Source organism: Streptomyces sp. GQ60 (genome assembly GCF_059758875.1).
The window spans coordinates 477,740-492,567 of record NZ_JCAXEG010000006.1; the positions used below are offsets into that span (position 1 = coordinate 477,740).

Here is a 14,828-nt window from a genome sequence, read left to right on the forward strand (position 1 = left end):
GAGCGATTTCCCATGCCCACCCCGGCCCTGCCCTGCCCCTGCGGGCTGCCCGCCACCTACCCGGAGTGCTGCGGCCGCTTCCACTCCGGGGAGCGGCAGGCGCCCACCGCCGAGCTGCTGATGCGTTCCCGCTTCAGCGCCTTCGCCGTCCGCGACACCGCCTATCTCCTGCGCTCCTGGCACCCGTCGACCCGGCCGGGCGTGCTCGACCTGGATCCCGGGCAGCGCTGGGAACGCCTGGAGATCCTGGCCACCGAGCGCGGCGGGATGTTCGAGACGGAGGGCTCGGTGGAGTTCCGGGCGCACTACCGCGAGGGCCGGCACACCGGCTCCCTGCACGAGCACAGTTCCTTCGCCCGGGAGAACGGGGCCTGGGTCTACGTCGGCCCCCTCTCCCCCGTCGACTTCGACTGACCCCTCTGCCCTCTGGCTCCGGTCAGGGCGAAGTCGAGGCTGGTGCGGTACCGGCCGATCTCGTCCGGTGGCCCGGCCCGGAGCAGCCGGGCCGCCACCTCGGCGGCCGCCGGAACCTGCGGGTGCCCGTAGGGCGGGGGCGGGGCGAGTGCCCCCAGCAGGATGCGCTCCGCCGCGTCGGGCACGGTCGCGCGCAGGTCGTCTTCGGGGAGCACGGAGGCCAGTACGGCAGCCCGTTCCCAGGGGTCGGCGGTCCGTCTCAGCAGCAGCCCGACGTGCCGCTCGCGCCACGTCCGGGGGCGCATGTCCACCCTGGCCGCCATCAGCTCCCGGTCGCCCGGCGGCGCGCTCCCGCGCAGCATCCCCGGCTCGCGTGCCGCGAAGTCCCGTAGCTCCGCGGTCAGGTAGAGCCACACCACCAACCGGTAGCGGTTGATCCGGTATCCCACCGGAGCGAGGTGTCCGCAGCGTGCGAGCCGGGTGAACCTGCTCGGGCCGACCCCCAGGACGGCGGCCCCGGCCTCCGCTCCCGCGACCGTCCGCACACGCTCGCGCAGCGCGTCCGGGAACCCCTCGGCCGACCGGAGCCGGTCGACTTCGGTCCGGGTGTACCGTGCGGCCCCGGCGGCGCCTCGGGGCCCGGCCCGTACGATGCCCAGCTGGACGGCGCGGGCGAACTCACCACGGCTCAGTTCCAGTTCCCCGGCGGCCCGACCGCCGCCCATCAACCCGGCGGCCTCGCCGCACCCCGCCGGCGCGGACTCCACGGACTCCACGGACTCCACGGACTCCACGGACTCCACGGACCCTGCGGACTCCACCTTGGCCGTCCGCGTCATCGGCGCCATCCGCACCGTCGACGTCGCCCGCGCCATGTGCCTCATGTGCGTCATGTCCGTCACGTGCGGCGCCTGAACCGTCTGCGTCATCGTGCTCTCCCCACCAGAGTGATTACTGTGTGTGAAGAACGTAACTCAGAGCAACGACGCCCCGCAGGGCCTGTGGACAACTCCGAGAGGGCGGAACGCGCCGCCCGCCCGCCGGCCTCAGCCGCCGGTGATCCGCCGCTCCGCGACACCCAGGTGTTCCCCCACCCGGTTGACCAGCAGCGTCATCTCGTACGCCACGTGCCCGATGTCGGCCTCGGAGGCACTCAGCACGCACAGGCAGCTGCCCGCACCCGCCGCCATGACGAAGAGGACTCCGTCGTCGTACTCGACCATCGTCTGACGGACCTCACCCGCCCTGAAGTGCCGCCCCGAGCCCTTCGCCAGGCTCTGCAGCCCCGCCGCGACGGCCGCCAGGTGCTCCGCGTCCTCCCGTGCCAGTCCCGCGCTCGCGCCCGTCACCAGGCCGTCGTTGGAGAGCACCACCGCGTGCCGCACCTGCTGTACGCGCCGCGTCAAGTCGTCCAGCAGCCAGTCCAGCTGCTTGTCCAGCGCCATCTACAGTCCCTCCCCGTCGGCGCGGTCCGACCGGCCGCGCCCCACCCCGTGTAGTCGTGCCGCCAGCCTTCCCCACCAGCGGCTTTCCGGCAAGGAGGATGGGCCCATGGTGAAGAAGATGACTCAAGAGGAATGGCGGGAGTTCGTCTCCCGCGCCACCCGCACCGGGAAACTGTCCACCGTCCGTGAGGACGGAAGCCCGCACATCGCTCCCATCTGGTTCGTTCTCGACGGAGACTCCTTCGTGTTCAACACCGGGAAGGACACCGTCAAGGGACGCAATCTGGCCCGCGACGGCCGCGTCGCCCTTTGCGTGGACGACGACCGGCCACCCTTCTCCTACGTGATCCTCCAGGGCCGGGCGGAGATCAGCGAGGACCTGGACGCGATGCTCCCCTGGGCGACCAGGATCGGCACCCGCTACATGGGAGCCGAGAACGGCGAGGCCTTCGGCCGCCGCAACGCCGTACCGGGCGAGCTGCTCGTGCGCGTGTCCATCGACAAGGTGATCTCAGCCGCCGGCGTGGCCGACTGACGGCGTCGCCCGTACCGTCCGGACCCGTACCGCCAGAGCCCGCAGCGCCGAGCCCGTACCGCCCGAGCCCGCCACCCCTTCGCCGCGGGCCGGTTCACACCGAATCGGCCCGCGGTTCCACCGATTCCAGCAGCCGCGCCGTGTGCACCCGTCCCGCGTACTCCACCAGCCGGATCAGCACTTCCTTCCCGGAGTCCTTGTCCCGTGCGTCGCACAGCACCACCGGCGTCCCCTGATCGAGGTCCAGCGCCCGCGCGACCTCGTTCGAGGCGTACCGCCGCGCGTTCGCGAAGCAGTTGACGGCCACGACGAACGGGATCTTGCGGTGTTCGAAGTAGTCGACCGCCGGGAAGCAGTCCTCCAGCCGCCGCGTGTCGGCGAGGACCACCGCGCCCAGCGCCCCCTGCGACAGCTCGTCCCACAGGAACCAGAACCGGTCCTGCCCCGGGGTCCCGAACAGGTACAGCGACAGCCCCGACCTGATCGTGATCCGCCCGAAGTCCATGGCCACGGTGGTCGTCGTCTTCTGGTCGACCCCGCCCGTGTCGTCGACCAGTTCCCCGGCCTCGCTGAGCATTTCCTCCGTACGCAGCGGCCGGATCTCGCTGACCGCGCCGACCAGGGTCGTCTTCCCGACGCCGAAGCCGCCCGCCACGAGTATCTTCAGCGCGAGCGCGGCCAGTTCCTCGCCGTCGGCGGCCGGCGCCGACCCGTTGTGGTGCAGTCCCATCACAGCGCTCGCAATCCCTCGATGACTTCACGCAGAATCCGCTCGTCCGGCAACTGTGCGGGCGGCACCGGCCGGCTGACCTTGACGTGCCCGGCCTCCAGCAGGTCCCCGAGCAGCACGCGCACCACGCCCACGGGCAGGTCCGCGTCCGCCGCGAGCTCCGCCACCGACTGGGTCTCGTCCCGGCACAGGCCGAGCAGCGCCCGGTGCTCCGGGCCCAGCAGGGACTCGGCCGCCTCGTCCGTTCCCGCCGGGTCCACGACGACCAGCGCGATCAGGTCGAAGCGGACCCCGTGGGGACCCGGCTTCGTGCGCCCGCCGGTCATGGCGTACGGACGGACGAGCGGGCCCGCGTCGGCGTCGTACCACCGCCCGTTCGTGCTCAAGGCCGCCGCCCTCAACCGGCGGCCGGCGGCCGCGCCGCGAACCGCGCCGGGGTGTACAGGTGTTCGCCGACCCGCTTGACCAGCCGGGCCATCTCGTAGGCGATCAGCCCCATGTCGGCTCCTGCCCCGCTGAGCACGGCCAGGCAGGATCCGTCTCCCGCGGCCGCCACGAAGAGGAACCCCTCGTCCATCTCCACCATCGTCTGGCGCACGCCCCCGGCGTGGAAGTGCCGGCCCGCGCCCTTGGCCAGGCTGTGGAACCCGGACGCCACGGCCGCCAGGTGCTCGGCGTCCTCCCGGCTGAGCGCGCTGGAAGCACCCACCGCCAGGCCGTCGTTGGACAGGACCACGGCGTGCCGGACCTCTCGCACCCGGACCACGAGGTCGTCCAGGAGCCAGTCGAGTTCGCCCGACCTGCGGACGCCGTCGAGGTCGATCCTCTGATGTTCGATCATCATCGTGCTCCTTCGCCTTCGCCTTCGCCAGTACTGCCTGTGCCGCCACCTGTGCCACCCGCACTGCCCGGACCGTCCGCGCCGGCTCCGCCGGCCGCCTGCGTGCCCCGCACCCAGCCCGCCCGGTACGCCGCCATCCGCTCGCGCGCCTGCTCGGGGCTGCGGCCGCGCGGTTCGTCCGCCCCCCGGACACCGGCCGGGGGCTTGGGGGTGGGGGCCTCGCGCAGCTGCGGGACGAGGCTCGCCTGCCGGACCCGGCGCGGCAGTTCGGTGACCGAGGCGGCCGGGCCCGAGGGGGCCGCCGGAGCCGCCGCGACCGCCGGGGCGGGCGTACGGGGAACCGCGCCCGCGGAGCCGCGCGGCCGCAGCGGGGCCACCGGGGACGGACGGGGCTCCTCCCGTACGGGGCTCCGGTCCGGGACCGGGACCCCGCGCACGTCGTCCCGTACGACGCTGATGGCCTGGGACGACTCCCTGAACCGCTCCCTGACCGGTTCGGGGACCGGCTCCGGCGCCGGAGCCGCGGGGCTCGCCTCCTCGGGCTGCGGGGCGGCGGCCGTGAGGGCGCCCTGGAGCAGGGAGTTCGGGAGCAGCACCACCGCGGTGGTGCCGCCGTACGGTGACATGCGCAGGTGCACCTTCACACCGTGGCGGGCCGAGAGCCGGCTGACCACGAAGAGCCCTAGCCGGTCGCTGTCGAAGAGGTCGAGCGCCTCGGACTGCTCGATGCGCCGGTTGGCCTCCTGGAGGGACTCCCGGCCCATGCCGAGCCCCCGGTCCTCGACCTCCAGGACGTAGCCGGCGCCGACGGGCTCTCCGCTGACCCGGACCTTGGTGTGGGGCGGGGAGAACTGGGTGGCGTTCTCGATGAGTTCGGCGAGCAGGTGGGTGAGGTCGGCGACGGCTCCGCCGACGACCGCGGCCTCGGCGAGCTGGCGGACCTCGACGCGCGGGTAGTCCTCGATCTCGGAGACCGCGGCCCGTACGACGTTCGTCAGCGGGATCGGCATCCGCCAGGCGCGCCCGGGGGCGGCGCCCGACAGGATGATCAGACTTTCCGCGTGCCGCCGCATCCGGGTGGTGAGGTGGTCGAGGCGGAAGAGGTCGCCGAGCTCGTTCGGGTCGTCGGCGCGCCGCTCCATGGAGTCGAGCAGGGTGAGCTGCTTGTGCACGAGGACCTGGCTGCGCCGGGCGAGGTTGACGAAGACCCCGCTGACGCCGCTGGCCAGTTCGGCGCGTTCGACGGCGGCGCTGAGCGCGGCCCGGTGGACCGTGGCCAGGGCCTCGCCGACCTGGGCGATCTCGTCGTCGGCGGCCGGTCCCCGCGGGGTTTCGGCGGACACGTCGATGTCCTGTCCGGCCCGCAACCGGTCCATGGCCTGCGGGAGTTTGCGGTGCGCGATCTCCAGCGCGGTGTTGCGCAGCGAGACCAGCTCGACGACGAGGGCCCGGCCGATCCGGACCGAGATGACGAGTGAGGCGGCCACCGCGGCCAGGCCCAGGACGACGGCGGCTCCGGCGGGACTCAGCGCGCCCGCGCCGAACGGGTCCGAGCGGTCCGCGGATGCCGCGTGGGCGGCGTCCGCGATCTCCCGCATCGAGCCGGCGACGGAGGTGTACGCCGCCTCCCAGCCGGAGGGCGGGCCGGCGGCCGCAGCACCGGCACCGGCACCGGCCGCAGCGGCCAGCGCCCGGTCCTCGGCTCCGGTGAGATCGGCGTAGGCGGCGCTCTTGGCCACGGACTGCCACGCGTCCTGCTGGGCGGCCGGCAGGTCCCGGGCGGCGGAGGCGGTCAGGGCCCGTCGGGTCTCGACCGCGCCGGTCAGCCGGCGAAGCGTTTCGGCGGTGCGCGGCACGGGCGCCGTCAGCAGGGCGTCCTCCCGCGAAAGCTGCTCCCCGGCCCGTGCGAACTCCAGCAGGACCCGGGCGTCGACGCCCAGTTCGGCGCCCGGGCCTCCTCCGGAGAGGGCGCCGCCCACCTCCAGCGCCGCGTCGATCACCCGGGTGTAGGCCTCGTACGCCGCTTCCGGGGTCGCCCGGTGCTCGGCGACGTCCTCGCGCGCCGGGCCCAGGCCCTCGGCGGCGGCGATGAAGGCGCGCAGCCGGATGACGATGTCGATGCGGTAGTCGCCGGAGTCGGCCACGGTGTTGCGGTCGCCGAGCCGCAGGGCCCGTACGGCCCCGTCGGTGCGGCGTGCCTGTTCGTCCAGGGCGGCGGACTGGCCGGGGGCCTGGGCGGCGGCCGCCTGGCCGCCGGTGGGGTCGGCCAGCAGCCGTACGGCCGTGCGCCGTTCGGCCTGCAGCGCGGTGACGGCGGTTTCTACCGGTGCCCGCAGTTCCCGGTCGACGCGCTGGGCGCGGCTGAGGCGGGCGACGTCCTGGGCCGCGTCGACGGTCGCGAAGGCCCAGAGGGCGAGCAGGGAGACCACCGGCACCATCAGCAGCGAGACGATCTTCGCTCGGACAGTGGCGGGGCGCAGCCGCAGTCGCGGGCCGCGGCCACCGCCCCCGGCCGCGCCGGGTATCGCCGCGAGCGGGCCGGAGGCCTCGTGCTCCGCCGGCTCCTCGGCGGGCGGTCCGGCGTGTGCCCGGCGGCCCGGCCCCTTGCCGCGGCCGCCCGCCGGCGCGGGCGCGGGCGGCCGCGACGCCGCTGCTTCCGGTGTTCTGCGGGGTCTGCGCATGGGCTCCTCGTTCCGGGCGGTGCGTACGTACGTGACGGTCGCGGGGGCGGTGGCGGGGGTGGCGTGGGGGCGACGGCGGCGACGGCCGGGACGACCGCGCCGCCTCAGCCCGCAGGTGCGGGGGCGCCCCGATCTCCCAGGCGCAGGTCGGCGGAGGCCATCGCTGAGGCCTCCCGCTCGTCGGCGGTCGGTGAGAGGGCGACGAACGCGGAGGTGATGAAGAGGTAGGAGCCGAGGCCGACGGCGAGCGGGAAGATGAACTGCATGGCGGTGGCTCCGGGCAGGGCCGCGTCCGAGGGGGTGACCTGGACGGCGACCGCGAGCATGCCGGTGTAGTGCATGCTGCTGACGGCGCCGCCCATGACGAGCGAGGCGACGGCGACGGCCACCGGGGACTTGATGTTGAGGGCAGCCCATAGGGCCGCCGTGGCCGCGACGACCGCGATGGCGACGGAAAGCCCGACCGTGAGCGGCTCGTAGGAGACCGAGCCGTGCAGGCGCAGGGCCGCCATGCCGAGGTAGTGCATGCTGGCGACGCCGAGGCCGGTGGTGAGGCCGCCGAGGACGAGGGCCCGGCCGCGGTCCTTTCCGTAGCCGACGGCGAAGACTCCGGCGCCGACGACGACCATCGCGACGAGGAGGCTGAGGATGGTCAGCGGCACGTTGTAGCGGATCTCGGTCCCGGTGACGTGGAAGCCGAGCATGGCGACGAAGTGCATCGTCCAGATCCCGGTGCCGATCGCCGAGGCCGCCGTGAGGAGCCAGTTGCGTCGGGAGGCTCGGGTGGTCGCGGCGAGCGCGCGAACGGTGCAGCGCAGGCCTAGGGCGGCGCCGATCGAAGCCATCACGTATGACAGTGCGGGGGTAAGCCAGCCGTAGGCGGCGTGGTCCAGGTGTCCCATGGCCACGGAAGCTAGTCCGGGTGAGGGAGCGAACACGGGCAGCATTTCGAAAGCCACTGGAACTGCTGGAATATGACAGAGATACGTTCGTCTTCGATCACGCCACGTACCACCTTGCACACGTTCCGCAGGCATGTGCCGGAGCCCCGGTGGGGGATCATGGGCACATGAGCGAAGACCGCACACAGGACCACACCCGGGACCGGTCGCAGGACCCGGCTCCGCACCGGCCGCAGGACCCGGCTCGGGACTCCGCTCGGGACCGACCCCGGGACCAGACCCGGGACCGCGGCCACGTCCAGGAGTTCTTCGGGGCACGCGCGGCCGGCTGGGACCTCAAGTTCCCCGGGGACGGGCCGGCCTTCGCGACCGCCGTGGGCGAGTTCGGGCTGCGTCCCGGGGACCGGGTGCTCGACGCGGGCTGCGGCACCGGGCGGGCCCTGACCGCGCTCCGCGCGGCCGTCGGCCCGTCGGGCACGGTGCTCGGCGCCGACGTCACCCCGCAGATGCTGGCCGCCGCGCGCGAGGCCGGCCGCGACGCGGAGGGCGCCCTGCTGCTGGCGGACGTGGCCCGGCTGCCGCTGCGCGACGGCGCGCTGGACGCGGTGTTCGCCGCCGGCCTCATCGCCCATCTGCCCGACCCCGGGGCCAACTTGCGCGAGCTCGCCCGGGTGGTCCGGCCGGGGGGCCGGCTCGCGCTGTTCCACCCGATCGGCAGGGCGGCCCTCGCGGCCCGCCACGGCCGCGAGCTGACCGCGGACGACATGCGGGCCGAGCACAACCTCGGCCCGCTGCTGGCCGGTTCGGGCTGGAGGCTGACGTCGTACGCCGACGAGGACTCCCGTTTCCTGGCACTGGCGGTCCGTACCGCCTGACCAACGGCCTCGGCCAAGGGGCGCCCTACGTCGCCCACTTGGCGGCGCCCCGCGGAGGCGATCCGGATGTCCGCGGAGTGACCCGCGGGCCGCACCCGCGCCGGTGCGGGCCGGCCCGCGGTCGGCCCGCGGCGGTCAGCGGTCGGTCAGCGGTCTGGCAGCGGAGGACGGTCAGGGCACGGCTCGTTGGCGTTCATGGGGCGAGTGGTCGCTCCGGGTCGATGCGCGCGACCGCTCGACCGCCGTCGCGAAGACCCGTACGCCCGTTTGCGTCCGCGCGCCGGCGCGTACCGCGCTCCCCTGGGCACGCCGCCGGGGCAGGCGAGCCGGTTTCCGTGGCGGGCGGCCGATCCTCCGTGCAGGTGGCGGGCTTGGAAATCGGCTCCCGCCAGCTCTCGACGCGGTGGTTACTCGCTGGTTAGGGTGCGCCGACGAGAGAACGACCGGGAGGCCACGTGTCCGAAGAGGAGGACGGCGGTTCGCTGTACGTGCTGACCGCCGTGCTGCTGACCCCCGCGCAGTTCCCGAGCATCCTGGGTGACGACTACCCCGAGGCCTGCTCGCTGCTGGGCGTGCCGCCGGCGGCCGCCGGGTACGGACTGGTGCTGGGACAGGACGAGGAGGGCGCGCGCTGGACGGTGGTGGTCGACGACGTCTCGCTCGTGGCCATGGCCATCGCGTCGTGGGACTGCGGGATGGAGTACGACCTGTCCCCCGACGAACGGTTCATCGTGGTCTCGCTGGCGGGCTGGCCGCTGGCGCTCGCGGTGGCCACGGCCGGGATCCCCGATCCGCACGATCCCGAGCAGGGCGCGGACGGCACGGGGCGGGTGCCGCTGGCCCCGCCGTCGGCCGAGGCCTGGGGTCCGGCGCAACGGCGGATGGGCGCCGACCAGATCGCCCGGGAGTGGGCCGACTGGGGCGAGCGCGTGGCCACGGACGGCGGGGCCGCGGCCGCCGCCCACCCGGGGCTGACGCGGGCGCTGGAGGAAGCGCTGGGGTACACGCAGACCCCGCCGCCGCCCGGCAGGGTGCGGTCGTCCTTCGCGGGCGACGAGGCGCGGACGCTGCGCGTCGACGGGCCGGGATGGTCCCTGGTGGCCCGCACCGGCGGGGCCGCGTTCGTTCTGCTGGACGAGGAGCCGAGCGAGGTGCTGTCCGTACCGCAGGAGGCGCACGGGGAGGTTCCGGAGCTGTCGGAGCTGCTCGCGGCGCTGGACCGGGTCGCCGTACGGCCGGTCTGAACGGGGCTGGGGTGCGGCGCAGTGCGGTGCGGTGCGGCGTAGTGCGGTGCGGCGCAGTGCGGTGGGCGCGTGCGTCGGGTGACGCCCGCGCGAGGTGTGCAGGATGTGCGCGATGCGGCGTTCGGGCCGGTCGTGAGGGGGAGGATGCGCTGACGGATCCGGTGGAACTGGTCCCGGTGGGCGTGGTGGTGGGTGGCCGCTCGGAGGTCGTCGACGACGACTGGGGGCGGGAGACGGCGGTGATCCGCCTGGACCCCGAATGGTTCGGTCCGCAAGCCCTGTACGGGCTGGAGGACTTCTCGCACGTCGAGGTGGTCTTCCACTTCGACCGGGTGCCGGAGGACAAGATCGAGACGGGCGCGCGGCATCCCCGGGGCAATCCGGACTGGCCGCTCGTCGGCATCTTCGCCCAGCGCGGAAAGAACCGGCCCAACCGGCTTGGCCTTTCGCGCTGCCGCGTCCTGAAGGTGGACGTACTGGCGGCGGACGGCCCCGAGTTGCACGTGGAGGGTCTGGACGCGGTCGCGGGCACCCCGGTGCTCGACCTCAAGCCGTACATGACGGAGTTCGGCCCGCGCGGTGAGCACCGCCAGCCGGAGTGGGCGACGGAGCTGATGCGCGACTACTACTGAGTCGCGCGGGGTGGGAGCGGGTTGGGGGCCGGGCGCCGAGTGTAGGCTCCGGGATTCCGTGAGCGCCCGCGTCAGGCCGTCACGGGAACCTCATGGAACCGGGCCGGGCGTTGGGCGAGCCGAGAGGAGTGCGGCATGACCGTGGTGACCCGTTTGGTCACTTACACCGATCTGCACGTCGGCGCTACGACCGCTCGGCAGCTGTCGGTGTCGGCGCGGCTCGAGGCCGAACTCGCGGACGGCCGACGTGCGGTGCTGCTCGACGATCGCGGCTGGAGCACCTCGGGTCCGGCGGGCATCCCGGCGCTGACCTCCGCCGAGGAGGTCGAGGAGACGGCCCGGACGGTGGTCGGGCCGGACGAGCCCTTCGACGGCAGGACGCAGGAGCAGATGGCAGCCGGACACTGGGCCTACCTGGCCGGCGTCCTCGGGCAACACGGGGTGGACGTGCCTGCCCACGAGCTGCGGCGACTGCCCCATGACGTGGTGCTCAGCGAGCGTCTTCGAGCGTGGATCGGCTGAGAGGGTCGGGCTTGGGCTGCCGGCTGACCGGGTCGGGCCTCGGATCGGCCTAGAAGGCAGGGCCTCGGCTCGGCCGAGCCGTGCGCTCGGCTGGTCAGACCCGGTCGAGGGGGATGTGCGGGGTCGGGGGGAGAGTGACCTCGATGGTGTCACCGGGGTGGATGGTGCCGCCCCGGTGGACCACGCCCATGATTCCGGCCTTGCGGAGCACGTTGCCCCCGTCGTCCCGGCTCACCACCTGCTTGAGCAGCCCGTGCTGGAAGCCATCGATCTGCAGGCACGGATTGCGCAGCCCGGTCACCTCGACCACCGCGTCCGCACCGAGGCGCAGCAAGGTGCCGACCGGCAGGGCGAGCAGGTCGATTCCTTCGGTGGTGACGTTCTCCCCGAGCTGGCCCGGCTCGACCTGGTGGCCCGCCTCGGCCACCTCTTCGAAGAGCTCCCGGTGGATCAAGTGCACCTGCCGGAGGTTCGGCTGCGTGGGGTCCTGGGCCACGCGGGAACGGTGCTTGACCGTGACCCCCGCGTGGACGTCTCCCTCGACCCCGAGCCCTTCGAGGAGCGTGATGCTCTCGCGCGTGGGCTTGGTGAACGAGTAGACCCCGTTACTGCTGACCGCCGCGACCTGCGCCGTGCTCGCCGTACTCATGGTTGACCCCCCTGCCGCCGTCAGCGGCCGATCCGCTTCCTGGAAACACCCCGCAGCCTACGACGCTGGGAGGAGTCCAACAGCAGGTAGGCGGCCACCGGGACGCCGATCAGGACCAGCAGTCCGGCCCAGAACCCGACCGCCCAGAACAGCACGATGGCTGCCAGCACACCGGCAACCGCGATCTTTCCGCTCGTGGACATCTGCGGCACCCTCTTTCTCCGTCGGCCACTACCCCACACAACGCGCGCTCCCGTCCCCGCGTTCCCGCTCGCGCGATCGGGCGAGGACGTGACCCGGGTCACGGTGTCGCCGCGGGCCGCGGCCACCGCGGGTGGGTTACTCTCGGCCACTCTGTATCCGGTAGTCAAGTTTGAGGAATGCGTGCTCCCGACGATCTCCGGCCTCATCCCCTGCTCCGCCGTCTTCCTCCCCGCCGAACCGGCCCGCGGCGGCCGGATGGCCTTCTGGCGGGCGGATTCCGCCGGGGGCCTCCACCTCGACGGGCAGGGCACCGCCGAGCAGCTCACCATCGTCACGCCCGACCTGCGGCGCACCACGGTGACGGCCCTCGTCCTGCCCCTCGCCGAAGCCCTGCCGCTGCTCACCCGGGTCCGGGCCGCCGCCTCGGCCGGAGCCGCGCCCTTCTGGGGCGCCGCCGCCCTGCTGGCCCTGCGCTTCGCCGCGCGCGGGCTGTTGCTGCCCGGGCTGAGCCCCGCCGGTTACGACGCCTGGCGGCTCGGGCCGCTGGACACCGCCGACCTGGCGGAGGTCCGGGAGCTGGCGGCGGCCATGCCGCCCGACGCGCACTGCGTACCGATCGGCCTCGGCGCCGCCACCGTCAACGACACCAGCCCCTACACAGGCACAGGCACCGGCACCGGCGCGGACCGCGACCTCGCCGGGCCGCCGCGGCTGCCCGCCCCGGAGCCGCTGCTGCGCGCCTTCCTCGACGCCGTCGCCGACACCCTGCCCCGCTCCCCCGCCGCGCCCGCCGCGGCCGGCGGCTCCGCCTACGCCGCCCGCCCGCCCCGGCTCCACCCCGAGCTGCGCGACTGGGCCGCGGAGGTCGCGGCCGGGCACGACGCCGGGGTGCGCATCTCGCTCCGCATCGAGGTGGACCCGGACGCCGAACCCGCCGCCTTCCGCGCCGTCCTGCAGCTGCACGGCCTTGCCGACGCCACCGTCGTCGCGGACGCAGCCGACGTCTGGGCCGGCTCCGGGCCCGCCGCGGCCGCCTTCCCGCCCCGTGCCCGCCTGGACGCACTGCGCGCCCTGCGCCGTGCCGCCCGTCTGTGGCCGCCGCTCGCGCCGCTGCTCGGCGCCGCCGTCCCCGACGCGGTGGAACTCGCCGACGAGGAGGTCGCGGAGCTGCTCGGGCAGGCCGCCGGCGATCTGGCGGCCGACGGGGTGCAGGTGCACTGGCCGCGCGGGCTCGCCCGTACGCTCACCGCCCGGGCCGTCGTGGGCCGGGCCGCCGCCGGCTCCGACCTGCCGGGCCCGCTCTCCGCCACCGCCGCACACCCCGTCGGCTGGCGCTACGCCCTGGGCGGCCAGGGCGATCTGACCGCCGACGAGCTGGACCGGCTCGCCGAGGCGAAGCGGCCCCTGGTCCGGCTGCGCGACCAGTGGGTCCTGATCGATCCGTCCGAGGCCCGCCGGGCGCGGGCCCTCGCCCGCCAGGACCGCGAGGTGACGGCCGCCGAAGCGCTGGGCGCCGTACTGACCGGCTCGGCGGAGCTGGACGGCACGCGGTACGACGTAGAGGCCACCGGTCCGCTCGAACGGCTCCGCACGCTCCTCACCGCCGACCCCGAACGCGCCGACGCGGAGCCCGCGGCTCCCGGGCACGGCGTCCCGGAGCGCGCCGCCGCCCCGGAGCACGCCCCCGCGCCGGCCGACGTACAGGCCCCTGCCGCCCTCCGCGCCACCCTGCGCGACTACCAGCTCCGCGGTTTGCGCTGGCTCGCCCGCCTGACCGGGCTCGGTTTCGGCGCCTGCCTCGCCGACGACATGGGCCTGGGCAAGACCGTCACGCTGATCGCGCTCCACCTGCACCGCCAGGAGCACGGACACGAGGGCCCGACGCTGGTGGTCTGCCCGGCCTCGCTGCTGGGCAACTGGCAGCGGGAGATCGAGAAGTTCGCCCCCGGTACACCGGTGCGCCGCTTCCACGGTTCGGGCCGCGACCTCGAAGGACTGACCGACCGTCCCGCCGGGGGATTCGTCCTCACCACCTACGGCACCATGCGCCGGGACGCGCCCCGACTCGCCGCCGTGCGCTGGGGCATGGTCGTCGCGGACGAGGCCCAGCACGTCAAGAACCCTCGTTCCTCGACGGCCAAGGCCCTGCGCACCATCCCCTCGGCCGCCCGGGTGGCCCTCACCGGCACCCCGGTGGAGAACAACCTGTCCGAGCTGTGGGCCGTCCTCGACTGGACCACCCCCGGCCTCCTCGGCCGCCTCGGCACCTTCCGCACGCGCTACGCCGAGCCGGTCGAAAGCGGCCGCGACCCGCGGGCGGCGGCCCGACTGGGGGCGCTCGTCCGGCCGTTCCTGCTCCGCCGCAAGAAGTCCGACCCCGGCATCGCGCCCGAACTGCCGCCCAAGACCGAGACCGACCACGCCGTGTCCCTGACCCGCGAACAGGCCGGGCTGTACGAGGCGGTCGTGCGCGAGACGCTTGCGGCGATCGCCGGGGCGGACGGGATGGAGCGCCGCGGGCTCGTCGTCAAACTGCTGACCTCGCTCAAGCAGATCTGCAACCACCCCGCCCAGTACACGAAGGAGCAGCACGGCTCGCCGGAAGCCGTCGGGGCGGCCTCCGGCAAGCTGGAGCTCCTCGACGAGCTGCTCGACACGATCCTCGCCGAGGGCGGTTCGGTGCTGGTCTTCACGCAGTACGTGGCGATGGCCCGGATCATCGAACGACATCTGACCGCGCGCGGCATCGCGTCCCAACTGCTGCACGGGGGCACGCCCGTTCCGCGTCGCGAGGAGCTCGTGGACCGCTTCCAGGCGGGCGAGGTCCCGGTGTTCCTGCTCTCCCTCAAAGCGGCGGGCACCGGCCTCAACCTCACCCGGGCCGGCCACGTCATCCACTACGACCGGTGGTGGAACCCGGCCGTCGAGGAACAGGCCACCGACCGCGCCTACCGCATCGGCCAGACCCAGCCCGTCCAGGTCCACCGCATCATCGCCGAAGGCACCGTCGAGGACCGCATCGCCGAACTCCTCGCACGCAAACGGGCCTTGGCCGACGCCGTGCTCGCCGGCGGCGAGGCCGCACTGACCGAACTGAGCGACGCGGAGCTGGCCGAACTCGTCGCGCTCCGCCCGACCGCCTCCGGGGAGTGAC

The 14,828-nt window shown here is 74.2% G+C and carries 16 protein-coding genes; 7 read left to right on the forward strand and 9 right to left on the reverse strand.

What is annotated here, in order from left to right; translation table 11 throughout:
• Positions 1 to 12: 12 nt before the first annotated feature.
• Entirely contained in the window at positions 13 to 414 is a 402-nt protein-coding gene (locus tag AC6CKD_RS18550; protein WP_498328565.1) for a YchJ family protein, read from the forward strand.
• Here AC6CKD_RS18550 and AC6CKD_RS18555 read toward each other — a convergent pair.
• Entirely contained in the window at positions 378 to 1,343 is a 966-nt protein-coding gene (locus AC6CKD_RS18555; RefSeq protein ID WP_498328566.1) for a DUF6397 family protein, read from the reverse strand. The genes AC6CKD_RS18550 and AC6CKD_RS18555 overlap by 37 nt on opposite strands.
• A 117-nt stretch (positions 1,344 to 1,460) precedes the next feature.
• Positions 1,461 to 1,859: a roadblock/LC7 domain-containing protein gene (locus AC6CKD_RS18560; protein WP_243340556.1), complete on the reverse strand. Its 399-nt coding sequence runs from the start codon at positions 1,857 to 1,859 to the stop codon at positions 1,461 to 1,463.
• A 106-nt stretch (positions 1,860 to 1,965) separates the two neighbouring features.
• Between AC6CKD_RS18560 and AC6CKD_RS18565 the strand changes: the two genes are divergently transcribed.
• Positions 1,966 to 2,394, forward strand: a complete 429-nt coding sequence (locus tag AC6CKD_RS18565; protein ID WP_498328567.1) for a PPOX class F420-dependent oxidoreductase — start codon at positions 1,966 to 1,968, stop codon at positions 2,392 to 2,394.
• A 94-nt stretch (positions 2,395 to 2,488) separates the two neighbouring features.
• On the opposite strand, the gene AC6CKD_RS18570 is transcribed toward AC6CKD_RS18565, so the two are convergent.
• The 5 genes from AC6CKD_RS18570 to AC6CKD_RS18590 form a co-directional block, all read right to left on the reverse strand.
• On the reverse strand, positions 2,489 to 3,124 hold the full coding sequence (locus tag AC6CKD_RS18570) for a GTP-binding protein (RefSeq protein WP_498328568.1): 636 nt from the start codon (positions 3,122 to 3,124) through the stop codon (positions 2,489 to 2,491).
• Positions 3,124 to 3,510 carry a DUF742 domain-containing protein gene (locus tag AC6CKD_RS18575; protein ID WP_267757296.1) on the reverse strand — a complete coding sequence of 129 codons (387 nt, stop codon included), beginning with the start codon at positions 3,508 to 3,510 and terminating at the stop codon, positions 3,124 to 3,126. Before AC6CKD_RS18575 ends, AC6CKD_RS18570 begins: the two co-directional genes overlap by 1 nt.
• Positions 3,511 to 3,521: 11 nt before the next feature.
• Positions 3,522 to 3,965, reverse strand: coding sequence for a roadblock/LC7 domain-containing protein (locus tag AC6CKD_RS18580; RefSeq protein WP_243340590.1), 444 nt, complete (start codon positions 3,963 to 3,965; stop codon positions 3,522 to 3,524).
• The gene (locus tag AC6CKD_RS18585; RefSeq protein ID WP_498328569.1) at positions 3,965 to 6,646 is read right to left on the reverse strand and encodes a sensor histidine kinase; all 2,682 of its coding nucleotides are present in this window, start codon (positions 6,644 to 6,646) and stop codon (positions 3,965 to 3,967) included. The genes AC6CKD_RS18580 and AC6CKD_RS18585 overlap by 1 nt, the downstream gene beginning before the upstream one ends.
• Before the next feature lie 104 nt (positions 6,647 to 6,750).
• A complete protein-coding gene (locus tag AC6CKD_RS18590; protein ID WP_498328570.1) occupies positions 6,751 to 7,548 on the reverse strand; it encodes an MHYT domain-containing protein in 798 nt (265 codons plus the stop codon).
• 167 nt (positions 7,549 to 7,715) lie between these two features.
• On the opposite strand from AC6CKD_RS18590, the gene AC6CKD_RS18595 reads away from it, so the two are divergent.
• From AC6CKD_RS18595 to AC6CKD_RS18610, 4 genes are all read left to right on the forward strand, one after another.
• Positions 7,716 to 8,423, forward strand: a complete 708-nt coding sequence (locus tag AC6CKD_RS18595) for a class I SAM-dependent methyltransferase (protein ID WP_498328571.1) — start codon at positions 7,716 to 7,718, stop codon at positions 8,421 to 8,423.
• A gap of 455 nt (positions 8,424 to 8,878) precedes the next feature.
• Entirely contained in the window at positions 8,879 to 9,667 is a 789-nt protein-coding gene (locus AC6CKD_RS18600; RefSeq protein ID WP_498328572.1) for a hypothetical protein, read from the forward strand.
• Positions 9,668 to 9,828: 161 nt separating this feature from the next.
• Positions 9,829 to 10,299 carry an SAM-dependent methyltransferase gene (locus tag AC6CKD_RS18605; RefSeq protein WP_498328573.1) on the forward strand — a complete coding sequence of 157 codons (471 nt, stop codon included), beginning with the start codon at positions 9,829 to 9,831 and terminating at the stop codon, positions 10,297 to 10,299.
• Between the two features lie 135 nt (positions 10,300 to 10,434).
• The gene (locus AC6CKD_RS18610; RefSeq protein WP_498328574.1) at positions 10,435 to 10,821 is read left to right on the forward strand and encodes a hypothetical protein; all 387 of its coding nucleotides are present in this window, start codon (positions 10,435 to 10,437) and stop codon (positions 10,819 to 10,821) included.
• Between the two features lie 94 nt (positions 10,822 to 10,915).
• Here AC6CKD_RS18610 and AC6CKD_RS18615 read toward each other — a convergent pair whose 3' ends face one another.
• Positions 10,916 to 11,470 (reverse strand): MOSC domain-containing protein, encoded by a 555-nt coding sequence (locus AC6CKD_RS18615; protein ID WP_498328575.1) that lies wholly within the window; start codon positions 11,468 to 11,470, stop codon positions 10,916 to 10,918.
• Between the two features lie 20 nt (positions 11,471 to 11,490).
• Positions 11,491 to 11,673 (reverse strand): tail-anchor membrane protein, encoded by a 183-nt coding sequence (locus AC6CKD_RS18620; RefSeq protein WP_498328576.1) that lies wholly within the window; start codon positions 11,671 to 11,673, stop codon positions 11,491 to 11,493.
• A 181-nt stretch (positions 11,674 to 11,854) separates the two neighbouring features.
• Between AC6CKD_RS18620 and AC6CKD_RS18625 the strand changes: the two genes are divergently transcribed.
• Positions 11,855 to 14,827 carry an SCO1167/SCO6262 family helicase gene (locus tag AC6CKD_RS18625; protein WP_498328577.1) on the forward strand — a complete coding sequence of 991 codons (2,973 nt, stop codon included), beginning with the start codon at positions 11,855 to 11,857 and terminating at the stop codon, positions 14,825 to 14,827.
• Position 14,828 lies beyond the last annotated feature (1 nt).